General features: G+C 67.6%; 16 protein-coding genes. 4 read left to right on the top strand and 12 right to left on the bottom strand.

What is annotated here, in order from left to right; translation table 11 throughout:
• Positions 1 to 161 precede the first annotated feature (161 nt).
• From ACEWX3_RS23905 to ACEWX3_RS23855, 11 genes are all read right to left on the bottom strand, one after another.
• Positions 162 to 1052 (bottom strand): hypothetical protein, encoded by an 891-nt coding sequence (locus ACEWX3_RS23905; RefSeq protein WP_374157866.1) that lies wholly within the window; start codon positions 1050 to 1052, stop codon positions 162 to 164.
• Entirely contained in the window at positions 1049 to 3376 is a 2328-nt protein-coding gene (locus tag ACEWX3_RS23900; RefSeq protein ID WP_374157865.1) for an EspA/EspE family type VII secretion system effector, read from the bottom strand. Before ACEWX3_RS23900 ends, ACEWX3_RS23905 begins: the two co-directional genes overlap by 4 nt.
• A 155-nt stretch (positions 3377 to 3531) precedes the next feature.
• On the bottom strand, positions 3532 to 3801 hold the full coding sequence (locus ACEWX3_RS23895) for a hypothetical protein (RefSeq protein WP_374157864.1): 270 nt from the start codon (positions 3799 to 3801) through the stop codon (positions 3532 to 3534).
• Positions 3802 to 3908: 107 nt separating this feature from the next.
• Positions 3909 to 4475, bottom strand: a complete 567-nt coding sequence (locus ACEWX3_RS23890; RefSeq protein WP_286182505.1) for a TetR-like C-terminal domain-containing protein — start codon at positions 4473 to 4475, stop codon at positions 3909 to 3911.
• Positions 4476 to 4673: 198 nt separating this feature from the next.
• Positions 4674 to 8051 carry an ATP-binding protein gene (locus ACEWX3_RS23885; protein WP_374157863.1) on the bottom strand — a complete coding sequence of 1126 codons (3378 nt, stop codon included), beginning with the start codon at positions 8049 to 8051 and terminating at the stop codon, positions 4674 to 4676.
• Positions 8044 to 8820, bottom strand: a complete 777-nt coding sequence (locus ACEWX3_RS23880) for a DUF4194 domain-containing protein (protein ID WP_374157862.1) — start codon at positions 8818 to 8820, stop codon at positions 8044 to 8046. The genes ACEWX3_RS23885 and ACEWX3_RS23880 overlap by 8 nt, the downstream gene beginning before the upstream one ends.
• Positions 8817 to 10268 (bottom strand): DUF3375 domain-containing protein, encoded by a 1452-nt coding sequence (locus ACEWX3_RS23875; RefSeq protein WP_221349602.1) that lies wholly within the window; start codon positions 10266 to 10268, stop codon positions 8817 to 8819. The genes ACEWX3_RS23880 and ACEWX3_RS23875 overlap by 4 nt, the downstream gene beginning before the upstream one ends.
• A gap of 193 nt (positions 10269 to 10461) precedes the next feature.
• A complete protein-coding gene (locus tag ACEWX3_RS23870) occupies positions 10462 to 11043 on the bottom strand; it encodes a TetR/AcrR family transcriptional regulator (RefSeq protein WP_207064902.1) in 582 nt (193 codons plus the stop codon).
• A gap of 43 nt (positions 11044 to 11086) precedes the next feature.
• Positions 11087 to 11692: a TetR/AcrR family transcriptional regulator gene (locus ACEWX3_RS23865; protein ID WP_207064901.1), complete on the bottom strand. Its 606-nt coding sequence runs from the start codon at positions 11690 to 11692 to the stop codon at positions 11087 to 11089.
• Positions 11693 to 11938: 246 nt separating this feature from the next.
• The gene (locus tag ACEWX3_RS23860; RefSeq protein WP_152515595.1) at positions 11939 to 12241 is read right to left on the bottom strand and encodes a hypothetical protein; all 303 of its coding nucleotides are present in this window, start codon (positions 12239 to 12241) and stop codon (positions 11939 to 11941) included.
• A 19-nt stretch (positions 12242 to 12260) separates the two neighbouring features.
• A complete protein-coding gene (locus ACEWX3_RS23855) occupies positions 12261 to 13994 on the bottom strand; it encodes an AMP-binding protein (RefSeq protein ID WP_374157861.1) in 1734 nt (577 codons plus the stop codon).
• A gap of 449 nt (positions 13995 to 14443) precedes the next feature.
• On the opposite strand from ACEWX3_RS23855, the gene ACEWX3_RS23850 reads away from it, so the two are divergent.
• The 4 genes from ACEWX3_RS23850 to ACEWX3_RS23835 all read left to right on the top strand — a co-directional run bounded on the left by ACEWX3_RS23850 (position 14444) and on the right by ACEWX3_RS23835 (position 19300).
• Positions 14444 to 14641, top strand: a complete 198-nt coding sequence (locus tag ACEWX3_RS23850) for a hypothetical protein (protein ID WP_374157860.1) — start codon at positions 14444 to 14446, stop codon at positions 14639 to 14641.
• A gap of 67 nt (positions 14642 to 14708) precedes the next feature.
• Positions 14709 to 17057 carry an esterase-like activity of phytase family protein gene (locus ACEWX3_RS23845; protein WP_374157859.1) on the top strand — a complete coding sequence of 783 codons (2349 nt, stop codon included), beginning with the start codon at positions 14709 to 14711 and terminating at the stop codon, positions 17055 to 17057.
• A gap of 262 nt (positions 17058 to 17319) precedes the next feature.
• Positions 17320 to 18903, top strand: coding sequence for a SulP family inorganic anion transporter (locus ACEWX3_RS23840; protein ID WP_374157858.1), 1584 nt, complete (start codon positions 17320 to 17322; stop codon positions 18901 to 18903).
• 10 nt (positions 18904 to 18913) lie between these two features.
• On the top strand, positions 18914 to 19300 hold the full coding sequence (locus ACEWX3_RS23835) for a MerR family transcriptional regulator (RefSeq protein ID WP_374157857.1): 387 nt from the start codon (positions 18914 to 18916) through the stop codon (positions 19298 to 19300).
• Positions 19301 to 19470: 170 nt separating this feature from the next.
• On the opposite strand, the gene ACEWX3_RS23830 is transcribed toward ACEWX3_RS23835, so the two are convergent.
• Positions 19471 to 19707, bottom strand: coding sequence for a CsbD family protein (locus tag ACEWX3_RS23830; RefSeq protein WP_374157856.1), 237 nt, complete (start codon positions 19705 to 19707; stop codon positions 19471 to 19473).
• Positions 19708 to 19766 lie beyond the last annotated feature (59 nt).

Genomic DNA, 19766 nt, shown 5'->3' with positions numbered 1-19766 from the left:
AGGCTCGGGGATGAGATACCCATGGCGGGCGATGAGATCGCTACTCGAGGTTCCGTCGAAACCTTTCTCCCAGAACACTTTCATGGCACAGTCCAGCGCTTCGTCGCGGTCGACTCGGCGGCCGGGCCGTGTGTCGCGGGTAGTGCTTGCCACGATGCCAGCTACTGCGGTGCGAGGGGCCAGCCGGGAATCGGCTGGCCGTGAGGTGGTGGGTTGTCCTTGAATCCGGTGGCCATTTCGATCTGAGTTTCCGGTGAGTCCGGCATGGCCTCCTGACACTGCCGGCGCATGTCGGGTGTGACGAAGAAATCTGGGTGGGGTTTGGCGTCCACAGGCCCCCACAGTGAACTGCTCGCCCCGGTGATGAACCAGTGGCCGAAGACGTCCCCGACCGGAGCGGGGGCGGGGCCTTCTTGCGGTGTGTCGACGTCCGAAGCTCCGGCCGGAATTCGGGGGTGGTTTTGGGTCAACTCGATTCGATTCACCAACACCGTGTCGAGTGGATCACTTAGCTCGCCAGTCTGCTTGTTCGCAGCGAGGGAAATCATCTGGTTCGGTGCGGATTCGCTGGGTAAGAACGCAGCATATTGGCCTTCGCATACGGTCACCCGCAAGCCATTATCAATGGGCTCGACACTCTGGATGTGCACTGGCATGAAGCCGTAGGGGGTTACCGGCTCGGTGGGGTACCCCGGCCGGCCGTTCAGCGGCCTGATCCAGGCAAGCTGGCCTAGATAATCACCGTCCAGGTCGTCACTTTCCGGAGTGGCACGCAGAAATCCTGGATACACCGCTTCCGCGTTGTTGGTCCACGAGGCGATGTACCACGATTCGAAATACGCCCTGATCGGTACCGCGAAACCCGTCGTCAGTGGAACCTCGGGATCAGAGGTCCAGTGGAATCGGAAATTGTCCAAGGCGCTCGGCCAGTTCGCGAACTGTTCAGCCGAGGAACCGTGCCCGGTCGGAGGTTGTCCGCCAGAACCGCACCCTTGGGTGAGGCCCGCGATGCAGGCCACGAAGAACAGGCAGGCGATAGTCTTTCGCGTCATTCGCCAGCGATCCTGGGATCGGCTTGGTGATAGCCACCGGTATACGTTTCCCAATAGGTCTCCATGAGTGAGTTTGCTCCGTCGACATTTTCGAAGAGAGACTTAATGTTGTCGGCGAACTCGTTGTAGATCTTTGGATCTGCGTCAAAGTCAGGTACCTGCAGTCGACCGTCCTCACCGATCCGTTGCTGCAGCCACTCGCGAATCTCGGTGTTGCCGAGATCATGGTTGAGCAATTCCTCCGCCATCATGATTTGAACCGGCAGGCTGCTCTGCGGAGTGGCCGTAGGGGTGATGGCGTCGCCGGAAGGGGGAGGTCCCAGGAACAGCTCCTTGAGAGCTGGGCTCAACGCTGCTCCGCCAGGTACTTCCGAACCGAGACCCGCCAAAGTGTCGAACAGCATCGCGCGCCGCGCGTACGACTCGTGCACTGCCTGCTGTGCATTGCTGAGCCGGTCGTAGGCCTCATCGAACGAGCCGAGATCCAGCGCCGCCTGCAACCTGCCTGCGGCTTTCATGTCCGCATGGGCCAACGTTGGATCCTGGTCAGCTGTCGATGCCGCGGCACTGTGGACGTAAGCTTCGACCTTCGAGCCTACCCCGTCGAACAATGTTGCTGCGGCGCTGTTTTCACTGCTGTCGGAATACATGACGCTCATCAGTGCCCGGGTCTTCAGCGGCTGCTCTTCGGCTCCGTCCAGCGGCGGGAAGAACCGGTCGTTGGTGCCGTCGATGTTGTTGCCCACCATGTCGTCGAGGTGGGGCGCGAAGACCCGCGACAGGTCCCGGGTGAGTTCGGGGTTCACCTGTCCCAGTGACTGCCCGTCGGTGCCGGCCAGGTTGAGCAGCTGCGGCTGGTGACCGCTGGTGTACTCGGCCAATGCGTGAGCGGTGGACGCCGCACGTCCGGTCGGGTCGTCCTGCGCAGTCTCGGCGACCCAGTCGAACAAGCCGCCGGCGGCGAGCCCGTCGTCCTGCCACTGGTGCTTGGTCAGGTCGTCGAGGAATTCCCCGCCGCCGGGACCGGTCACCACGTCGTGGACGACCACGTCGTCGGCATTCACCGCGTTGAACATGTTCTGCAGGGTCGGGTCGACGTGCTCGTGGTACCACCGCGGCCCGTCGTCGAGCGGACCGAACCCCGGCCCGGGGGCCTGCTCGATCGGCAACCGGTTGGACTGCTCGAGCATCTCCTGGCCCTTGGCCATCAAGCCGCGGTCCAGATCCGTGCCGACCTGCAGGTCGCGGTTGCCGCTCTGCACGATGTCGGCGAGATCGTCGAGGCCCTTCGTCGGCTGTAGCGGGCCGGTCGGCTCGCCGTGCACGATGACGTTGCCGTTGTCATCACGGATGGTGTCGCTGAACGGTTGGGTGAGTGCGGGCCCGTCGAGCACCTGACGAACGCCGTCGGGCAGAGCGTGCTCGCCGCCGGCGGCAGGCCGCTCGACCGAGGGCGGCTCCGCCCCCGGCAGCCCGGTGGTGATGGTGGGGTTGGACGCGAGCTGGAATGCGTCGGCGACCCGGGCGCCGTCGGGCCCGGCCGCCTGCATGTCCGCTTTGATCTCGGAGGGAGTCTTGTCCCCGAACGCCTGCGAGAACCCCTGCAGGTACGACATCTGTTCCGGCGGCATTGTCAGGTGTCCCTCGTCGAGGGCGCTCTGCTGCCGCGCGGTGAGGGTGGTGCTCTCGGCCAGCCGCTGACGCTGCTCATCGGTCAGCGTGCCGTCCTGCAGTGCTTCGGAGTCTTGTCTGCCCTGTTCGGCTGCGGAGCTCTCCTCTGGGGCGTCCTCGCCGTCGTCGTCGCCGTGGTCACCGTCGGCGGCGAACTTCTGATCGGTGCCCAGCGCCTGATACTCCGAGCCGATGGTGCGGATATCCCCGCCGACGGTGCTGAGCTCGCCGTTGCGGCGCGTCACGATGTCGCTGAGCCGACCCAGACCCCGGCTCACGATGGGCACGAGCATCTGCTCACCGGCGCGGTTCTTCGGAACGCTGGCTGCGGCGTCGAGCACCCACTTGCGCACGGCGTCGAGGTCCTGTCGGCCCGCGGCGACGATCTGCGCGGACTGGTCCACCTTCGCCGCGAGCCGACGGTCGAGGCCACCGAGCTCGCCGATGACGCGCTGGTGCTCGGTGTTGGCGTTGCCGTAGACAGTGGCCGCTCCGCCGGACCAGTGAGTCCCGGGGGCGGCCTGGTCGAGGTCGCTCTTCAACGTGGTCAGCGGTGCGCTCTGGTCGTAGCCGGTGCCCGGCTGGGGGACACCCTCACCGAAGGTGGCGCGGGCGTTCGACCAGGTGGACAGGAACGCGTCGAGCACGCTCATCCCGCCCGGCCTCCCACCATGCCCCTCATTATCGCCCCATCCTGACAGCTGTCAGGACACCAATTGCACGCCGGTTCGACGTTCAGACTGCAGTGGCGGCGGCGTCTTCTCGTACTTTGCCGCAGCCAGCGCAGTCTCAACGGGAGGTGGTGGGGTCAGGCCGAGCGTGGCGCCGCCGCGAGGAGCTCGGAAAACTCGCGTTCCACGTGATAGGTCTGCGCGACGCTGGTGAGTCGGGCCAGCAATTGGTCGGTCAGCGGAGGGCCGGCGCTGCGGGTCAGCGACTTCAGAGCGACCACCATCGCTTCGCTGTAGTCACCAACACCCAGGCGCACGAACGCGGTGTTGAGCTCGGGAATGCTCAGCGCGGCACGGCAGTGCTCAACCAAGTCCCAAGCCACATCGCTCAACTCGGAACTGCTCATAGATCATTTTCGGCCAAGAACGCCGGTCCCGCTCGCCGGAGACCCGTTGAGGCTGCGCTCACGGCGGAGTCTTCTCGCACTTTGTCGCCAGGGCTGCAGTCTCAACGTCAGGAGGCGACGGCGTTGAACACGAGTTCTGACACCGTGCGGCAGTAGGCGTCGTCGACCACCTCGCCGGTGTAGAGCGCGCGCATGTTGATCGGCGCGAACAACAACTCCAACGCGGTGGTGTGCTCGACACCGGCGCGGATCTCGCCGCGCTGTCGGGCCCGCTCGAAGACCACCGCGAGACGGGCCGCCCGGTCACGCCAGGCGGTCTGCCTCACCTCGAGGCTGGCCAGGAACTGGTCGGCGATCAGATGCCCACCATGCAGCTTGCGCCCGGCCTCCGAGGTGACCATCTCGGCCATCCGCACCGCGAGCTGGAACAAGTCCTCGCGCAGCGACCCCGTGTCGGGCAGCGGTGAGTCGTCGCCGGGGCGACTGGCCAACGCGTCGAGCACCAGGCTCTCCGGATCGGGCCAATGCCGTTGGATCTCCTCGGCGTCGAGCCCGTGTCGGTGTGCCATCGCCCCCAGGTTGAACCGGTCGATCCCCCAGCGCGCCAGCTCGTCGTGCACTGCCGCGACGATCGTGGCCCGCCGGGCCTCGTCCAAGGGCTGCTCCACGGTCACGGCTCCCCCTCCCCGGTGGGCCTTCGGTCCGCATAATTGTCGGACGCGACGATTCCAGCAAACGTCTCGACGACCAGCGTACAGGCCCGAAAACACCCCTCGGCGCGCCGATTACACGGCCGCGCGCATTCACCACACCCCCCGCGCGCACTCACCACCCCCCGCGGGAACTGGCTGCACCCCCCGGGCAGGAACTGACTACACGCCCGCGGGGACCCGGGCCGCACTCACCGACATCTCCCGGCGCAGCTCACCGAACTCCGCGATCGACCGTGTCGCCACCGTGGCTACCGGACGCGCGTTGCGCCCGGTCGCCTCCGTCTTGGACACCATCACCACACTGTCGATGTACGGCTGGATCGTCGTCGCGTTCTGCACCGTCGCCACGATCACCAACTGGAAGCCGAACTTGCGGAACGCCTGCAGGGCCTGCTGCGCGAACTGCGGATCCGACTTGGAAAACGCCTCATCGAGCATCAGCTGCGCGAAAACGGGCCTGTTGGCTTCGTCTGTTCCCGCGTGTCCGGGCGCCGCCAGGTTGAAGCTCAACGCACCGGCCAGGCAGAACGCCATCAGCTTCTCCTGCTCGCCGCCGGAGTTGTCGCCGGCATTGCTGTGGGTGCGGATCAACTCCTCGGACGCGATGTCCCACTCCGCGCAGTCGAACGTGAACCGGTTGCGCACGTCCAGCGCATCGCGTGTCCAGGCCCGATCCTCGGGTGCACTGGACGCCAACCGATTTCGAAGCCGCAGAATGTCGGCGTACTGGTCGAGGATGGCCTGCTTGTCGCCAAGCCCGACCTCGGCGATACGGCGGGAGATCGCCCGCACGATCTCGGTCAGCTCCGACACCGCCGCCAGCGCCCGCGGGGTGGCCCGCAACGTCAACCGGGTGCCGCGGTTGAACTCCACCGCACCCAAACCGGTGTTCACCCTGTCGATCTGGTCACTGATGCGCCGCGCCTCTTGTTCAGCCACCCGGTGCAGCGTCAGGATCGCGTCCGGCGCCTGCTCGGTGACCAGCCGCATCATCCGCTCGTAGGCCTCGGGCAGTTCACGCTCGTCGATGTGCCGGCACAGCGCCACATAGTCGTGCACGCGTTCATCGAAGTCGCTGCTGTCGTTGGGAATTGCATCCGGGAACGTCGTGTCGAACGTGTTCAGGATGCGCGCCAGCTCGTCGTAGGACCGGCGCCGGCTCTCCCGGAGCTGCTCGCGCTCACGCTTGATCGCCCCGAACAGGGCCTCCCGGTGCGGCTCGGGCTCCAGCAACTCCAGCGACACCGGCACCATCGCGGTGTAGCGGCGCAGCAGATCCGTCAGCGGCTCCGACACGAACGCCGGCGAGAGCCGCTCGGACAGCTCCAGCAACCGCGTGCGCCGGGTGTCCAGATCCTCGCGACGTGTGTGGATAGCCCCTCGGCGGGTCATCAGCTTCTGGATCTGCTCCCAGCATTCGTCGGCACGCGCGTTCAGCGCCTCGATGTCAGGGTGCTCGGCCAGCAGCAGCTCGTACTGCTCGCGCAGCCGGTCGGCGTGCCCGTCGGCGGTCTCGGAGTCGATCTGGCTCCACTGCGGATACTGATCACAGATCGCCTTGGCCGCCGTCGCCCGGTCGCGCCACTGCTGACGCTGCGCGGCGATGTCGTCGGCCGCCCGCCGCGCCCGCTGGTAGGCGTCCTCGGCGGCAGCCAGGTCGACGGTCAGGGCGTTGATCTTCGCGGACACGTCACCCTGGTAGAGGTAGTCCGACTGTTTGAGCGGACGCCGGTCGTCCTTGACCGCCAACCGGTCGGAATCCTTGTACAGGCCGGTGTCGGTGACCGCGCGGCGGAACCGCGCGAACACGTCCGGGGTGTCGACACACAGGTGATCGCCGGCCGCGCCGACGACGTCGGCGGCCTCTGCCGCGCACGGATGGGCCGGATCGACGACGAAGAGCTTGCCCGCCAACGTGTTCGGTTCCAGCGGTGCGGGCTCGGCGCCCAGCGACCTGACCCGCACGTGATGCAGCGCCAGCCGTCCCCGCATGTTGGTCTCGTTGACGAACCGCAGCACCGCCGCCCAGTGTTCGTCGGGCACCAGCAGCCGCAGGCCGACCCCGCGCAGCACCTTCTCCACCGCGACGCGCCAGCGGGTCTGGTCGGCGCGCAGGTCCATCAGCTCGGCCACATACGGCAGGGCCGACGCGTCGACCCCGATGGCGGCGCAGACCTGGTCGCGCATCGTCAGCGCGAACTCCGGCAGTGCCGAACCGACCTGCTCGACGCGGCGCAGCTCCTTGGCGGCGTCGTCGCGCGCGATGCGGGCGGCCTTCTGGGCGTACTCGGCGTCGGTCGAGGCCTCCCGGTTGCGTTCCACCCGGGCCAGCAGCTCGGCGGCCTTGGTGAGCAACTCCTCACGCAAATTCCAGAACTCCTCGGCGCTGCCGGGCACCTCCAGCCCCTGCGCGAGGACGAGGTCCTCGTAGGCGCTGCGCCGACGCGACACCTGTTCGGCCTCGGTCTCGGCGGCGGCGACCTGTGACTGCAGCGGTCCGATGCTCGCGCTCGAACCTCTGATCTGTGCGTTGATCGAATCGGCCTCGGCCTTCGCCAGATTCAGTGCGCGGGTGACGTCCTCGTCCTCGTTGTCGAGCTGGTCGATGGCCGTGTCGAGCTCGGCGATGTGGGCGGGGCACTGCGCCACGCGGACGTGGTCGGTGAATGCCCGCACCATCGGCGCGTCCACCAGGTCGATGATGCCCAGATCGGAGGACTCCGAGGCGTAGCGGTGCTGGATGGCCTCGATGTCGCCGAGGATCTTGCGTTTGCGCTGCGCGACGGCCAGCAGCTCGCGGGCTTCCACCAGCGGGTCGATCTGCTTGAGCGCCTCGGGCAGCCGGGCCAGGCTGTCCGGTTCGTCGAGCATGAACTCGCGGACGAACTGTTCCAGCCCGCCGACGCTCTTGAGGGATTTCGCCTTGCCGAGCAGCTGTTGGGCGGCGTCGGAGGCGCGGATGCCGATCGTGGCGTACAGCTGGGCCAGATACTGCGACTCCACCTTGGTGGTGAACCGCCAGCCGCCCTCCTTGAACACGCCAGTGTCGAATCTTCCTGCGGCCCAACGGTTGCAGATCTCCTCGATGTCGAGGTCGCCGTCACCGAGCACGAACCGGCTCGACGAGTCGTTGCGTGACTCCCCGGTCAGCCACTTCAGGACCAGCCCCGTCACCGAGCGCCCGGTGTCGCCGGTGTAGGTGACCGCGACCGCCGACCAGGCGGTGCCGTCGCCGCGCAGGTACATCACCCGGCTGCTGCCACCGTCGCTGCGCTGGCCCCACGCCCCGCGCACGTACTTGTCGACGGTGCGCCGGCCAGCGCTCGACCCGGCAGCGGTGTTGTCGCCGGAAGCGTTGAAGTTGCGCCGGTTGAACGGCAGGAATCCCAGCGAAATAGCGTCCAGCAGAGAGGATTTACCGCTGCCGGAGGCGCCGGCGATGAGCGCGCCGCCGCTGCTGAAGGGGATCGAGTGGTACCCGTCGAACACGCCCCAGTTGATGACCTGCAGCCGCGACAGATGGAATTGTTCAGTCATCGAGTTCGACCTCTTCGGTGTCGTCGGCGGGTGCGCCGCCACGCGTGAGCAGTTCGAACTGCTGCTGCAGTTCGGTGATCACCGAGGCCGTCATGATCGCGCTGATCACCGGGCTGATGGTGTAGCTGTCCTCGTCGTCGCGGCTGCGACGCAGGATCTCCAGCCCGGTCAGGCGTGCGATCGCGGCGTCGATGCGGGCGGTGAACGTGACCGCGTCGCGGTCGGTGTCGTTGAGCACGCCGGAGAACAGCCCGTGCATCTCCTCGCGGCTGATCAGCACCCGCTGCCCTCCGGCGGCGCGCATCATCTGCGCCAGGTGCAGCGCGAGGATCGAATCGTAGGTGCCCAGCGGTTCGCGGCGTAACAGCTTGATGCCCTTGGCGGATTCGTAGCGGGCCTGTTCGACGAACGCGACGTCGGTGCCGTCGACCACCCGCAGCAGCAGGTCCAGTTCGGAGAGTCGCACGCTGAGCTGGTTGCGGTACTCCAACACCCAGGAGTAGATGTCGGCGTCGTTCTCGGCGCTGACGTAGCGCCGGGTCAGCAGGTGCTGCAGGGCCCAGCAGGCCCGGTCCGGGAGTTCGGAGACGTCGCCGTCGAACCGCGGCCGCCGCTGCGCAGGCGGGCGGGCGTTCTGGTCGACCTGCGGCAGTTCGGAAAAGCCCCTGTAGTCGATGGAATCGGTGCCGGTGGACTCGGCGGCGACGGACTGGCTGTCAGGGGACCCGGTGTCGGCGCTCCCGCTGTCGACGGACTGATCGGTGCTCATGTGCTGGCTCCCACGAGGGCGGTGATCGGTTCGGTGAACATCAGCCTCGGCACGGCGATCTCGCGGTCGCGTCCGTCGAGAGACCGGAACCGCACCGTGGCGGATTCGCGAACCGATTCGGCGGCAGGCTGTTTGAGTGCCCACGACCACAACACGATGACGTGCCCGAGGTAGGCGGACTCCAGCAGCGCCACCGCGTCGGGCAACGACACCGGACCGTGGTGCAGGGCCGTGTTGAGCATCTGAGACATCGCCGGCGCGTCGACCTGTGTGGTCAGCGCCGCGAAACTGGCCAGGTCGACCTGCCCGTCGGCGGGCCGCGCCGGCTTGGGGGCCGAAAGATCACCGATCTTGAAGCTCAGTGCGCCCACCGAACTGATGGCGTGACGGGCCAGCGGCACGTCGAGGTCCAGGCGCGAGTCGGTCAGCGACGTCTTCAGCAACGCCCGCGCGGCACCGAGCGCCTCGTTGAGCTGGCGGGCGACCCCGCGGCTCTGCTCGAGGGTGCCGAACGCGGTGAACCGCTTGACCCGTTGCGCGCAGCGCTGCTGAATGCGTTCCACCTCGTCGATCTGGTGACCGACCAGTTCGAAGAACCCCGCCATCACCTTGCGCAGGGCGGGGTCGAGCGCGGGCAGTGCGTCGGCGACCGCGGCGACGTCGGCCTCGAACTCGGCGCGCTGGTCGGGGTCGTTGATCATCCGCAGGAACGCGCGGTGGCTGTCGCGGCCCTTCGAGTCCCACGCGGCCTGGTAGTCGGCGTACATCTGACGCTGACGGTCGCGGTACTCGGTGTTGGTGTCGATCGGCTCGTCCAGCGCCGCGGTGGCCTGCTCGATCATCGTGCCGTACTGGCCGATGTCGGTGATCAGGCGTTCCATCTGCAGCGCGATCGCGCGGGCCTCGTCGTAGCAATCGGTGGGGTCCGGGGCGGGTCGCTCACCGGCGTCCAGCTGGTCGAGTTCGCTGTGCAGGGCCGCGATCTCGGCTTCGATGTGCTTGCGGATCCGGGCCGGGTCGTTGTCGACCCGCACCGCCACCTGCTTGAGCCGCGAGGCGATGCCGTGAATGGAACCGCCCGTGGCGATGGTGTCGTTGCGGCGCAGGCCCCGGACGAAATCCAGCGCCCGGCGGGCGTCCTGGGTGAGGTAGCAGACATTCTGGTCGCTGCGCTCGTCGACGATGCGATGCAGCCAGCCCTGGCTGGCCCACGACTTGATCAGCGCGAGGCCGGACTGTCCGTCGGGGTGACCCACGTCGTCCAGGTCGCGTTCCAGGCGGATCACCAGCTCGGTCTCGGGGATCACGCCGTCGGCCAGGTGACGTTCCATCAGCGTCGCGTAGAGCCCGAGGTTGTGGGTGGCCAGCAGCCGGATCGCCCGGGATCCCTGCAGGTCACGGTTGTGGTCGAGCAGCTCAGCAACCGACGGCTGGGCGGTGTCGTCCACTGGGCTCCTCGATGCAACTGGCGTCTTCGTCGGACGGTCCAAGATAGGCCACCGCGCCGACAGTCCAGGCCGGGGGAGGGGCGGTTCTTCCGACCCTACTGGTGCCGCGGGTGGGCCTCGTGCATCGAGGCTGCGCTGGTGACGGGAAAGTGCGAGAAGACGCCGCCGTCAGTCCAGTCTCAACGAAAAGAGGTCAGGACAACCGGGAGTCCAGCAGCGTCAACGCCCGGTCCATCGCCGCCTCGGGCAGCGGAGTGTCCTGGGCGGTGAGGATCAGCACGCCCATGATCGCACCGGCGATGACCCGGCGCTCGGCCTCGTCGGCGGGCCCGTCGGGTCGGCGCAGCAGCGCCTCGGTGAGCAGATCGGCCAGCGTCAGATACGCGGTGTACAGCAACCCACGCGCTTCGGGTACCTGATACAGAATTCGCTGGCCGGCGATCGCATCCTCGCGCTCTTCCGGCGACAGCGCCCCGTACACCTCGGTCACCGCGTGGTGGTAGGCCTGCACGTAGGTCAGGTGCCGGGGAGCGTTGGCGAACGCCTCGACGGTCGGCGAGATGTGATCGTCCGACAGCAACAGTGCTTCCTTGACGCCGAAATACCGGTAGAACGTGCGCGGGGAGACCTCGGCGGCGGCGGCGATCTGCTCGATCGTCGTCTCGGCGTAGCCCTGCTCCTCGAACAGACGGAAGGCTTCACGGCGGATCGCCAGGCGCGTCTGCACCTTCTTCCGCTCGCGCAAACCCTTCGACTCCGAATGGCTGACGCTCATAAGCGGGCGACGCTATCGGAAAATGGCTGTTGCCGACACTGATTCAGTGCAGCGACGCCGGTAATACCCGCTCGGTGAACTCCACCAGCGGCTTCTCCAGCGCCAGGATGGCCTGGGCGTCGCCGTCGGCCAGCGCCCCGGTGACCAACATCGAGATCGCCGCGACCAGCGCCTGGCAGGCGAACCTGTCGGCTTTGCTGCGGGCGGCGAACACCTCGGCCACACCGGCGACGAAGTCCTGCTGCAACTGCATGCGACGGCGCAGCGCCTCCGGCCCCGCGGCGTACACCTCGACCAGGTACAACCGCGCCGTCGGTGGGTCCGCGGCCAGGAAGTTCAGGTAGTTGGTGAGCATCGCGCGGAAGCGCGTCATCGGAGTTCCCGACACCGGTGTCGTCCGCAGGCCGCCGATGACGTTGCTCTGCATGCGGGCGTAGCCGGCCATGAAGCAGTCCTGCTTGGACTCGAACTGTTGGTAGAACGTCGCCCGCGACACCCTGGCGTGTTTGATCAGGTCACCGACCGTGGTGTTGCTGTAACCCTTCTCACCCATCACCGCGGCCAGCGCCTTGAACAAGCGCTTCTGCTGGTCGGCGGCCACCTGGTCGGGACTGAGATGATGCCGGCCGGAACTCAGCCGCTCGTCCACGCGGCGCCCCCCTCGGTCGATGCAGGTCTCTGCATTGCGTCAATGCTAGGTGCGTCGTCCATCGAAGGCCGGCCGGGCAAGCCATTCGCGAACACAGTTGTTTTTCGAGAACGTCAACGTTTATGTACTATCTTCCCGTGGCGTCGCTCGGCGCGTGGAGTACCGCAGCGAGGGGTCGAGTGAGGCCGCGACGCGTCGGGTTCTGGCGGTGCCCCGTGGGGGAGTGGCACCGCCAGAACCTGACGATCAGGCCTTCTTCAACATCCAGGCCGGGATCCAGTGCATGACCAGGTCGCTCTTGGGCCCGTGGCTGACCGGATAGCTCACCAGGCCCCACCAGTGCCCCTGCTCGCACATGCCCCACCGAGTCAGCTCGCCGCGCACCACCTTGTGCATCTGCAACCCGAACGGGTGGTAGCGGCCGTGACTGTGCGGCTCGCGGGGGAACAGGGCCACCAGATCCACCAACACGTCCTGCGGTGGGTCGACCGCACGGAAGACCACGGGGGTCGGCTGACCGCCGTGGCCGATGCTCTGTAGATCGCCCACGAATCGATCATATGTTCGACTATGCCGGTGCGACGTCCAACCGGCGGAACCCGTCGGAGTGGTACAGCTCCACGCAGGTCCCGCGGCGCACCTTCCCGCTGGTGGTCAGCGGCAACGACCCGGGACCGACCATCATCAGATCGTCGAGGCGGACGCTGTGGGTCTTGGACACCGCGGCCGTCACCTGTTGTTTGACGCTGTCCAGCAACTCGGCGTCGAGCTGCTTCTTCAGCTCGGCGATCACCACCAGCTTCTCGCTCGGGTCGTCGGGAACCGACACGGCGGCGACGCGGCCCCCGGTCAGCTCCTGCACCGTGGCCTCGATGTCGTCGGGGTAGTGGTTGCGGCCGTCGACGATGAGCAGATCCTTGATCCGCCCGACGATGAACAGCTCCTCGTCGTAGATGACCCCGAGGTCACCGGTGCGCAGCCACGGACCCTTCGGGGTGCCCTCGGTGGTCCGGGCCAGCTGGCCCGCGAACAACTCCTCGGTCAGCTGCGGGTTGTGCCAGTAGCCGCCGGCCACATGCGGGCCGTGCAGCCAGACCTCGCCGATGGTGCCGGCCGGGGCCTCCACACGCGTCTGCGGATCGACCACCCGCACCGTCGTCGAACGCGGCACCCCGAGGCCGATGTGCTCGGAGCCGGCATCCTCGGCGCAGGGCTGCGCCCGACCGGCGGCCAACTCGTCGTAGTCGAATCGCACCGAGGTCGGGGCCCGCCCGCCGGCCGACGACGTGACGTAGACGGTGGCCTCGGCCAGCCCGTAGGACGGCCGCATCGCCGCCTCGGGCAGGCCGTACGGGCCGAACCGCTCGTTGAACCGGCGCACCGTCGCGCCGTGCACGCGCTCGGCGCCGTTGATCATCACCACGACGCCGCTGAGGTCCAACCCGGCCAGGTCCTCGTCCTTGGTGCGCTTGACCGCCAGCTCGTAGGCGAAGTTCGGTGCGGCGGTGAACGTGTGCGGGTTGAGTGCCAGCTGCTGGATCCAGCGGGCCGGCTTCTGCATGAACGCCACCGGGCTCATCAGCACCGTGCCGCGGCCCATCCGCATCCCGAGGAACACCCCGACCAGCAGACCCATGTCGTGATACAGCGGCAACCACGTGACCACGGTCAGGTCGGCCGGCGGCTCGTCGTACGCCTCGAAATAGTCCGGCAGGATCTGTTCCATGTTCTCGAAGATGTTCTGATGGGTCACCACGACGCCGGCCGGTCGGCGCGTCGACCCCGACGTGTACTGGATGTAGCCGGCCTTGGGCAGCGCGACCGGCGCCGGCGGCTTGGCCGGGGAGTCGAAGTCCAACGTGTCGACCTCGATGAACTTCGGGGCGTGCGACCGCGATTCGACCTGGCCGTACTTGCGGACGTCCTCGATCACGTCCGAGGTGGTCAGCACCGCCACCGGGGTCGCATCGGCCATCACGGCCGACACCCGCTCGTCGTGCTGGCGGAACATCGGCATCGACAGCGGCACGGCCACGAAGCCGGCCTGGATGGCGCCCAGGAAGGCGACCACATAGTCGAGGCTCTGCGGGGACAGGATCACCGCACGGTCACCGGGCGCACCCAGCTTGCTCAGCTTCTCGGCGATGATCTGGACCCGCTCGTGCACCTCTGACCACGTCAGGCTCTCTGCGGCGCCGGCCGGGTCGTAGTCGTAGTCGATGAACGTGTAGGCGACGTCATCGGGCTGTGCCTGCGCGCGGGCGGCGAGTGCTGCGGGGATGGACGTGGCGATCGGGGGCATCTGGCGATCCCTTTCCTGCGCCGGGCGGGTCGCCGAGAAGTTGTGAAGGCGACGTCCCGGTCGTCTCGTCGGGTTCAATGGCTCCGGCGCGTCCGCCCGGGTCTGGAGCGAAACGGCCGCGCGCCTCCCCACGCGGGTGGTATCCGAACCCTCCGCGGCGGAAGCTGACGAAAGTATGACGTGTCGCAGACGGTCGGTGTGCGGAATCGGTGATTCCCATCGGCCGATGGCACTTGGCTTGAGCCGCAACCTAATCGCGCTTATGGTTGCTGGCAAACACAACTCGATGTCCAGCGTCCGCACAGCGAATTCCTAGGCGCCAGACTGTGAAATGCCCTCACCGCGGCGCGGTCGTTCGCACCATGAGCGTCGATGTTGTTCGCGCACTGCGGAATTCGCCCAGACGAACTGTTCGTCCGCGTCGCCCTCGGCCCGGAAAGTGCTCCACCATGACCAGAGCCTCGATCGGAGAGGCCATGCAGCGTCGCGTGCGCGTCACCCTCCTGGCGATCCTCGTCGTGCTGTACGGCGCCGCGGCCGCGCAGGCGCCGCTGCTGGTCCACACCCGGGGGAGTGGATCGCTTCCCGAGCTCCGTCAACCGATGGGTAAGCGGACACCCACCCGTCGCCTGCTGTTCACCGACTGACCGCCGCGGCATTACTTGCCCACGCAAGGGTGACTCGACGCACACGGCACAACTGAAGAGGTGACGCATGACCGGGACGAATCGGGGCACTGCGCGGCGGGCGGCGACCGCGGTGGCGATCACCGCCGTCGTGGTGGTCGGATGCAGCACCGACAACCAGGACGACGCGGGTGACACGGCAGCACCCGACACCCGCGCCACCTCGCCGATCGACTTCGACCTGCCGGCCGCGCAGCGCTATCACCGCACCGCCACCTACCCGGTGCATCTCAACAAACCCGAGGGCGATCCGGTCGACGCCGAGACCGTCGCGGAGATCTCGACCGTCACCCCGGACGGCAACACCGTCATCTACACCGACGCCGCCGGCAAGCGCATCGGCTTCGTCGACGTCCGCGACCCGGCCAACCCAGTCGGGCAGGGGACGCTGTCGCTGGAGGAGCTCGGCGACGCCGACGACCAGCCCACCTCGGTGGCGGCCGTCGGCGACGTCGTCCTCGTCGTCATCGACACCACCGGCGGCGACTTCGCCAACCCGTCCGGGCGCGTCGACATCGTGCGCGTCAGCGACCGCACCCCGGTGCACAGCATCGACCTCGGCGGCCAACCGGACTCGATCGCGATCAGCCCGGACGGCTCGTTCGCCGCGATCGCGATGGAGAATCAGCGCGACGAGGAAGCCACCCCGCCCGGCGGTGAGGAAGGCGACCTGCCCCAGCCGCCTACCGGCTTCCTGCAACTCATCGACCTTGCGGGAGAGCCGAACACGTGGACGGCCCGCCGCGTCGACTTCGATGTCGAGGCGGCCCGCTCGGCCGGCCTGGACACCCCCGAAGACCTCGAACCCGAATACGTCAGCATCAACTCACGCGGCCAGGTCGCGCTGTCCCTCCAGGAGAACAACGGCGTCGCGATCATCGAAGGCCGCACCGGCGAGGTCACCAACATCTTCAGCGCGGGCAGCGAATCCGTCGAGGGCATCGACACCGCCGAGGACGGCACCATCGATCAGAGCGGCTCGATCTCCGACACCCCGCGCGAGCCGGACGCGATCGGCTGGATCGGCGACAGCCATGTCGTCACCGCCAACGAAGGTGACTGGAAGGGCGGCACCCGCGGCTGGACGATCTTCGACGCCAACACCGGCGAGGTGGTGTGGGATGCCGGCAACTCGTTCTCTCAGCTCGCGGTGCGCACCGGGCTGCACATCGAGGGCCGGGCCGAATCCAAGGGTCCCGAACCCGAAGGTCTGGCGATCACCGAGATCAACGGCACCCCAACCGCTCTGGTCGCCTCTGAGCGCAGCAACTTCGTCGCCGTCTACGACGTCAGCGACGTCACGGCACCGCAGTTCCGCCAGATCCTGCCCACCACACCGGGCCCCGAGGGCGTGCTGCCGATCCCGTCACGCAACCTGCTGGTCATCTCGTCGGAGGCCGACGACGCCGAGGCCGGGGTGCGCGCGTCGCTGAACGTCTACGGCTTCGGGGATGAGTTCGCCGCCGCCGGCGGCACCCCGATGTTCCCGTCCATCGTCTCCGGCGATGTGGACGGCACTCCGATCGGATGGGGCGCGCTGGGTGCGCTGTCCGCCGACCCGGCCGACGAGAACCGCCTCTACACAGCCACCGACAACGCCTACGGCCCGGCGCGGGTGCTGGGCATCGACCTGACCCAGACCCCGGCGCTGATCGACACCGAACTGCCGGTCACCGACAACGGCGAGGCCGTCACCCTCGACGTCGAAGGGATCTCGGCGCGTCCGGACGGTGGCTTCGTTCTCGGCGTCGAAGGCGAGGAAGGCCCCGGCAACGAGTTGGTCATCGTCTCCGCCGACGGCAGCGTCGAGAATCGGGTGACACTGCCCGCCGACATCGCCGACGCGATGGGTGGGCAGGGCATCGAGGGGGTGGCCGTGGACGGGGACGCCGTCTGGGTGGCGTTGCAGCGTGAGCTCGAGAGCGATCCGCCGGGTATCGCGCGGCTGGGGCGCTACACGCCCGACAGCGATTCCTGGGAGTGGTTCGGCTACCAGCTCGACACCACCGACACCGAGGGTGACTGGATCGGCCTGTCCGAGATCGCGGTGTACGACGGATCGCTGCTGGTGCTCGAACGGGACAAGCTCAACGGCCCCGACGCGCGGGTGAAGGCGATCTACCGGGTGGCCCTGCCCGAGGGGGCCGGGGTGACCTCGGCCACCGAGGCGCCGCAGGTGCTGCCGAAGACGTTGGCGCGCAACCTGGTGCCGGATCTGGAGGCCACCAGGGGCTTCGTGCAGGAGAAGGTGGAGGGCTTCGCGGTCGCCGGCAACGGCAACCTCTATGTCGTCACCGACAACGACGGACTCGACGACGCCAACGGCGAGACCCAGTTCCTCGATCTCGGACCGGCCGCCACCGCGTTGGGCGGGTGAACCCCCTGCGTTGAGACTGCGGTGACGGTGGGAGCCACTCGCACTTTGTCGCAGTGGATGCAGTCTCAACGCCAGGTGTGGGGTGATCTGCGTGACAGAAGTTGCCAGGCAACCCTCCGGTGGGGGTAGAGTTCACCGCGCAGGAAGCGCCATGTGCGCCGCGCCGTGCGGCCCGTCTCTGCTGAATTCGGCTTCCTAGCAAGATCTTTCGCGCGATGACGCGCAGATCATGTCCGCGTCCGTGCCGAAGGGCTCGCGCGCAATGACCCGAGAGCCCGCGCACCAGGGCCGTTGTGCCCGCGCGAAAGGAGCCGTCTTGTCGACGACGAGCAGTGATGTCTCACCCCAGCAACAGCAGTCCGTGCTGGCCGCGCTGCGGTCGCCGCGGCGGCTGCGCACCGAGGTGCTGGCCGGTCTGGTGGTGGCGCTGGCGCTGATCCCCGAGGCGATCTCGTTCTCCATCATCGCGGGCGTCGACCCGCGGGTCGGGCTGTTCGCGTCGTTCACGATGGCCGTGACCATCGCGATCGTCGGAGGGCGTCCGGCGATGATCTCCGCCGCGACCGGCGCCGTCGCGCTGGTCATCGCGCCCCTGGTCGCCAGCCACGGGCTGGACTATCTGATCGCTGCGGTGATCCTGGCCGGGGTGCTGCAGCTGGTGCTCGGCGGCCTCGGCGTGGCCAAGGTGATGCGGTTCGTGCCGCGCAGCGTCATGGTCGGCTTCGTCAACGCGCTGGCCATCCTGATCTTCCTGTCCCAGGTGCCACACCTGCTCGGGGTGCCGTGGCTGGTGTATCCGATGGTCGCCGTCGGCATCCTGGTGATCGTCGCGCTGCCCAGGCTGACCACCGCGATCCCCGCACCGCTGGTCGCGATCGCCGTGCTGACCGCGGCCACGCTGCTCGCCGGGTGGAACGTGCCCGACGTCGGCGACGAAGGCCGGCTGCCGTCGAATCTCCCGTCGTGGCTGATCCCCGACGTACCGCTGACGATGGAGACGCTGCGCATCATCGCCCCCTACGCGCTGGCCATGGCCGTCGTCGGGCTGCTCGAATCGTTGATGACCGCCAAGCTCGTCGACGACATCACCGACACCCACTCCAACAAGTCCCGCGAAGCCGTCGGGCAGGGTGTGGCCAACGTGGTCAGCGGATTCTTCGGCGGCATGGGCGGCTGCGCGATGATCGGGCAGACGATGATCAACGTCAAGGTCAGCGGCGCCCGCACCCGCATCTCGACGTTCCTGGCCGGGGTGTTCCTGCTGGCTTTGGTGGTCGGCCTCGGCGACCTCGTCGCGCGCATCCCGATGGCGGCCCTGGTCGCCGTCATGATCATGGTGTCGGTCGCCACGTTGGACTGGCACAGCATCAACCCGAAGACGTTGCGCCGCATGCCCAAGAGCGAAACGTTCGTGATGGTGGCGACGGTCGCCGTCACCGTGGCCACCCACAACCTGGCCTACGGGGTGGCGGTCGGCACCCTGGCGGCGATGGTGCTGTTCGCCCGCCGCGTCGCGCACTTCACCGAGGTCGTGGCGCTGGACGCCACCCCCGATGGCGCGCCTGCTGGTGCCGGTGCCGACACCCGCGTGTACGCGGTCAGAGGCGAGCTGTTCTTCGCCTCCAGCAACGACCTGGTGTACCAGTTCGACTACGTGGGCGACCCCGCCAACATCGTCATCGACATGAGCGACGCCCACATCTGGGATGCCTCCACCGTTGCCACGCTGGACGCGATCACCACCAAGTACGCGGCAAAGGGCAAGTCGGTCACCATCATCGGCATGAACGACAACAGCGCCGAACGGCACGCCCGGCTGTCAGGCCAACTCAGCGGCGCGCACTAGGGACGCCGACATGGAGCTGTTGCAGATCGGTGAGGTGTCAGCGCGCACCGAGCTGTCGATCAAGACCATCCGGCACTACGACGACGTCGGGCTGGTGGTGCCGTCAGCACGCTCGGCGGGCGGGTTCCGGCTCTACACCGGCGACGACGTCGCCCGGCTGATCGCGATCCGCCGGATGAAACCGCTCGGGTTCACCCTCGACGAGATGCGGGAGCTGCTCGACGCGTTGGCCGTCCTCGACGACGGCACATCGACCGGCGCTGAACGAGCCCGGGCCACCGACGCTTTGGCTGAGTTTCACCGGCGCGCCGCCGATGCGTGCGTCACGCTGACCAAACAACTGGGTTATGCGCGCGAACTCACCGAGCAACTCGCCCGCTACCAGCAGACCCGATGAGGCTGGGTCCACATCAGAACCGTTGAGACTGCATCCACGTCGGGGGTCACTCGCACTTTGCCGCGCTGGATGCAGTCTCAACGCATGACCACCGGTCTGACTGGTCCCTCGATGCACGAGGCATGACGAAGGGCCCGGCCATGACGGCCGGGCCCTTCGCATTCACGCTTCTACTGCTGCGCCTCCTGGCGCTTCTCGGCTGCGCTGGCAGCCCCGCGGGCCGCGTCGGCCTCGGCTTCCTTCTTGGCCACGTCACGCTGGGCCTCGGCCTTGTCCTGCTGGGCCTTGCCCTCTTCGACCATGTCGTTGCGACCGGTGACAGTGCCGACCACTTCCTTGGCCTTGCCCTTCACGTCCTCGACGACGCCCTTGATGCCTTCCTCGGGACCACTGTTGTTGTCAGCCATCGTGCACCTCCACACAATTTAAGGTTCGCAAATCGGATGGTCGATTCGCTTGACAGCTA

It is taken from the genome of Mycobacterium sp. G7A2 (assembly GCF_041902445.1).
Classification (GTDB): Bacteria; Actinomycetota; Actinomycetes; order Mycobacteriales; family Mycobacteriaceae; genus Mycobacterium.
The sequence above is the reverse complement of the archived record's forward strand: the minus strand, read 5'-3'. Positions and strand labels throughout refer to the sequence as shown.

Coding starts and splice junctions, on each gene's coding strand:
- ACEWX3_RS23850 (WP_374157860.1), top strand. CDS start 14,444: ATGACCAGAGCCTCGATCGGAGAGGCCATGCAGCGTCGCGTGCGCGTC.
- ACEWX3_RS23840 (WP_374157858.1), top strand. CDS start 17,320: ATGACCCGAGAGCCCGCGCACCAGGGCCGTTGTGCCCGCGCGAAAGGA.
- ACEWX3_RS23870 (WP_207064902.1), bottom strand. CDS start 11,043: ATGAGCGTCAGCCATTCGGAGTCGAAGGGTTTGCGCGAGCGGAAGAAG.
- ACEWX3_RS23905 (WP_374157866.1), bottom strand. CDS start 1,052: ATGACGCGAAAGACTATCGCCTGCCTGTTCTTCGTGGCCTGCATCGCG.
- ACEWX3_RS23835 (WP_374157857.1), top strand. CDS start 18,914: ATGGAGCTGTTGCAGATCGGTGAGGTGTCAGCGCGCACCGAGCTGTCG.
- ACEWX3_RS23855 (WP_374157861.1), bottom strand. CDS start 13,994: ATGCCCCCGATCGCCACGTCCATCCCCGCAGCACTCGCCGCCCGCGCG.
- ACEWX3_RS23900 (WP_374157865.1), bottom strand. CDS start 3,376: ATGAGCGTGCTCGACGCGTTCCTGTCCACCTGGTCGAACGCCCGCGCC.
- ACEWX3_RS23885 (WP_374157863.1), bottom strand. CDS start 8,051: ATGACTGAACAATTCCATCTGTCGCGGCTGCAGGTCATCAACTGGGGC.
- ACEWX3_RS23845 (WP_374157859.1), top strand. CDS start 14,709: ATGACCGGGACGAATCGGGGCACTGCGCGGCGGGCGGCGACCGCGGTG.
- ACEWX3_RS23880 (WP_374157862.1), bottom strand. CDS start 8,820: ATGAGCACCGATCAGTCCGTCGACAGCGGGAGCGCCGACACCGGGTCC.
- ACEWX3_RS23830 (WP_374157856.1), bottom strand. CDS start 19,707: ATGGCTGACAACAACAGTGGTCCCGAGGAAGGCATCAAGGGCGTCGTC.
- ACEWX3_RS23895 (WP_374157864.1), bottom strand. CDS start 3,801: ATGAGCAGTTCCGAGTTGAGCGATGTGGCTTGGGACTTGGTTGAGCAC.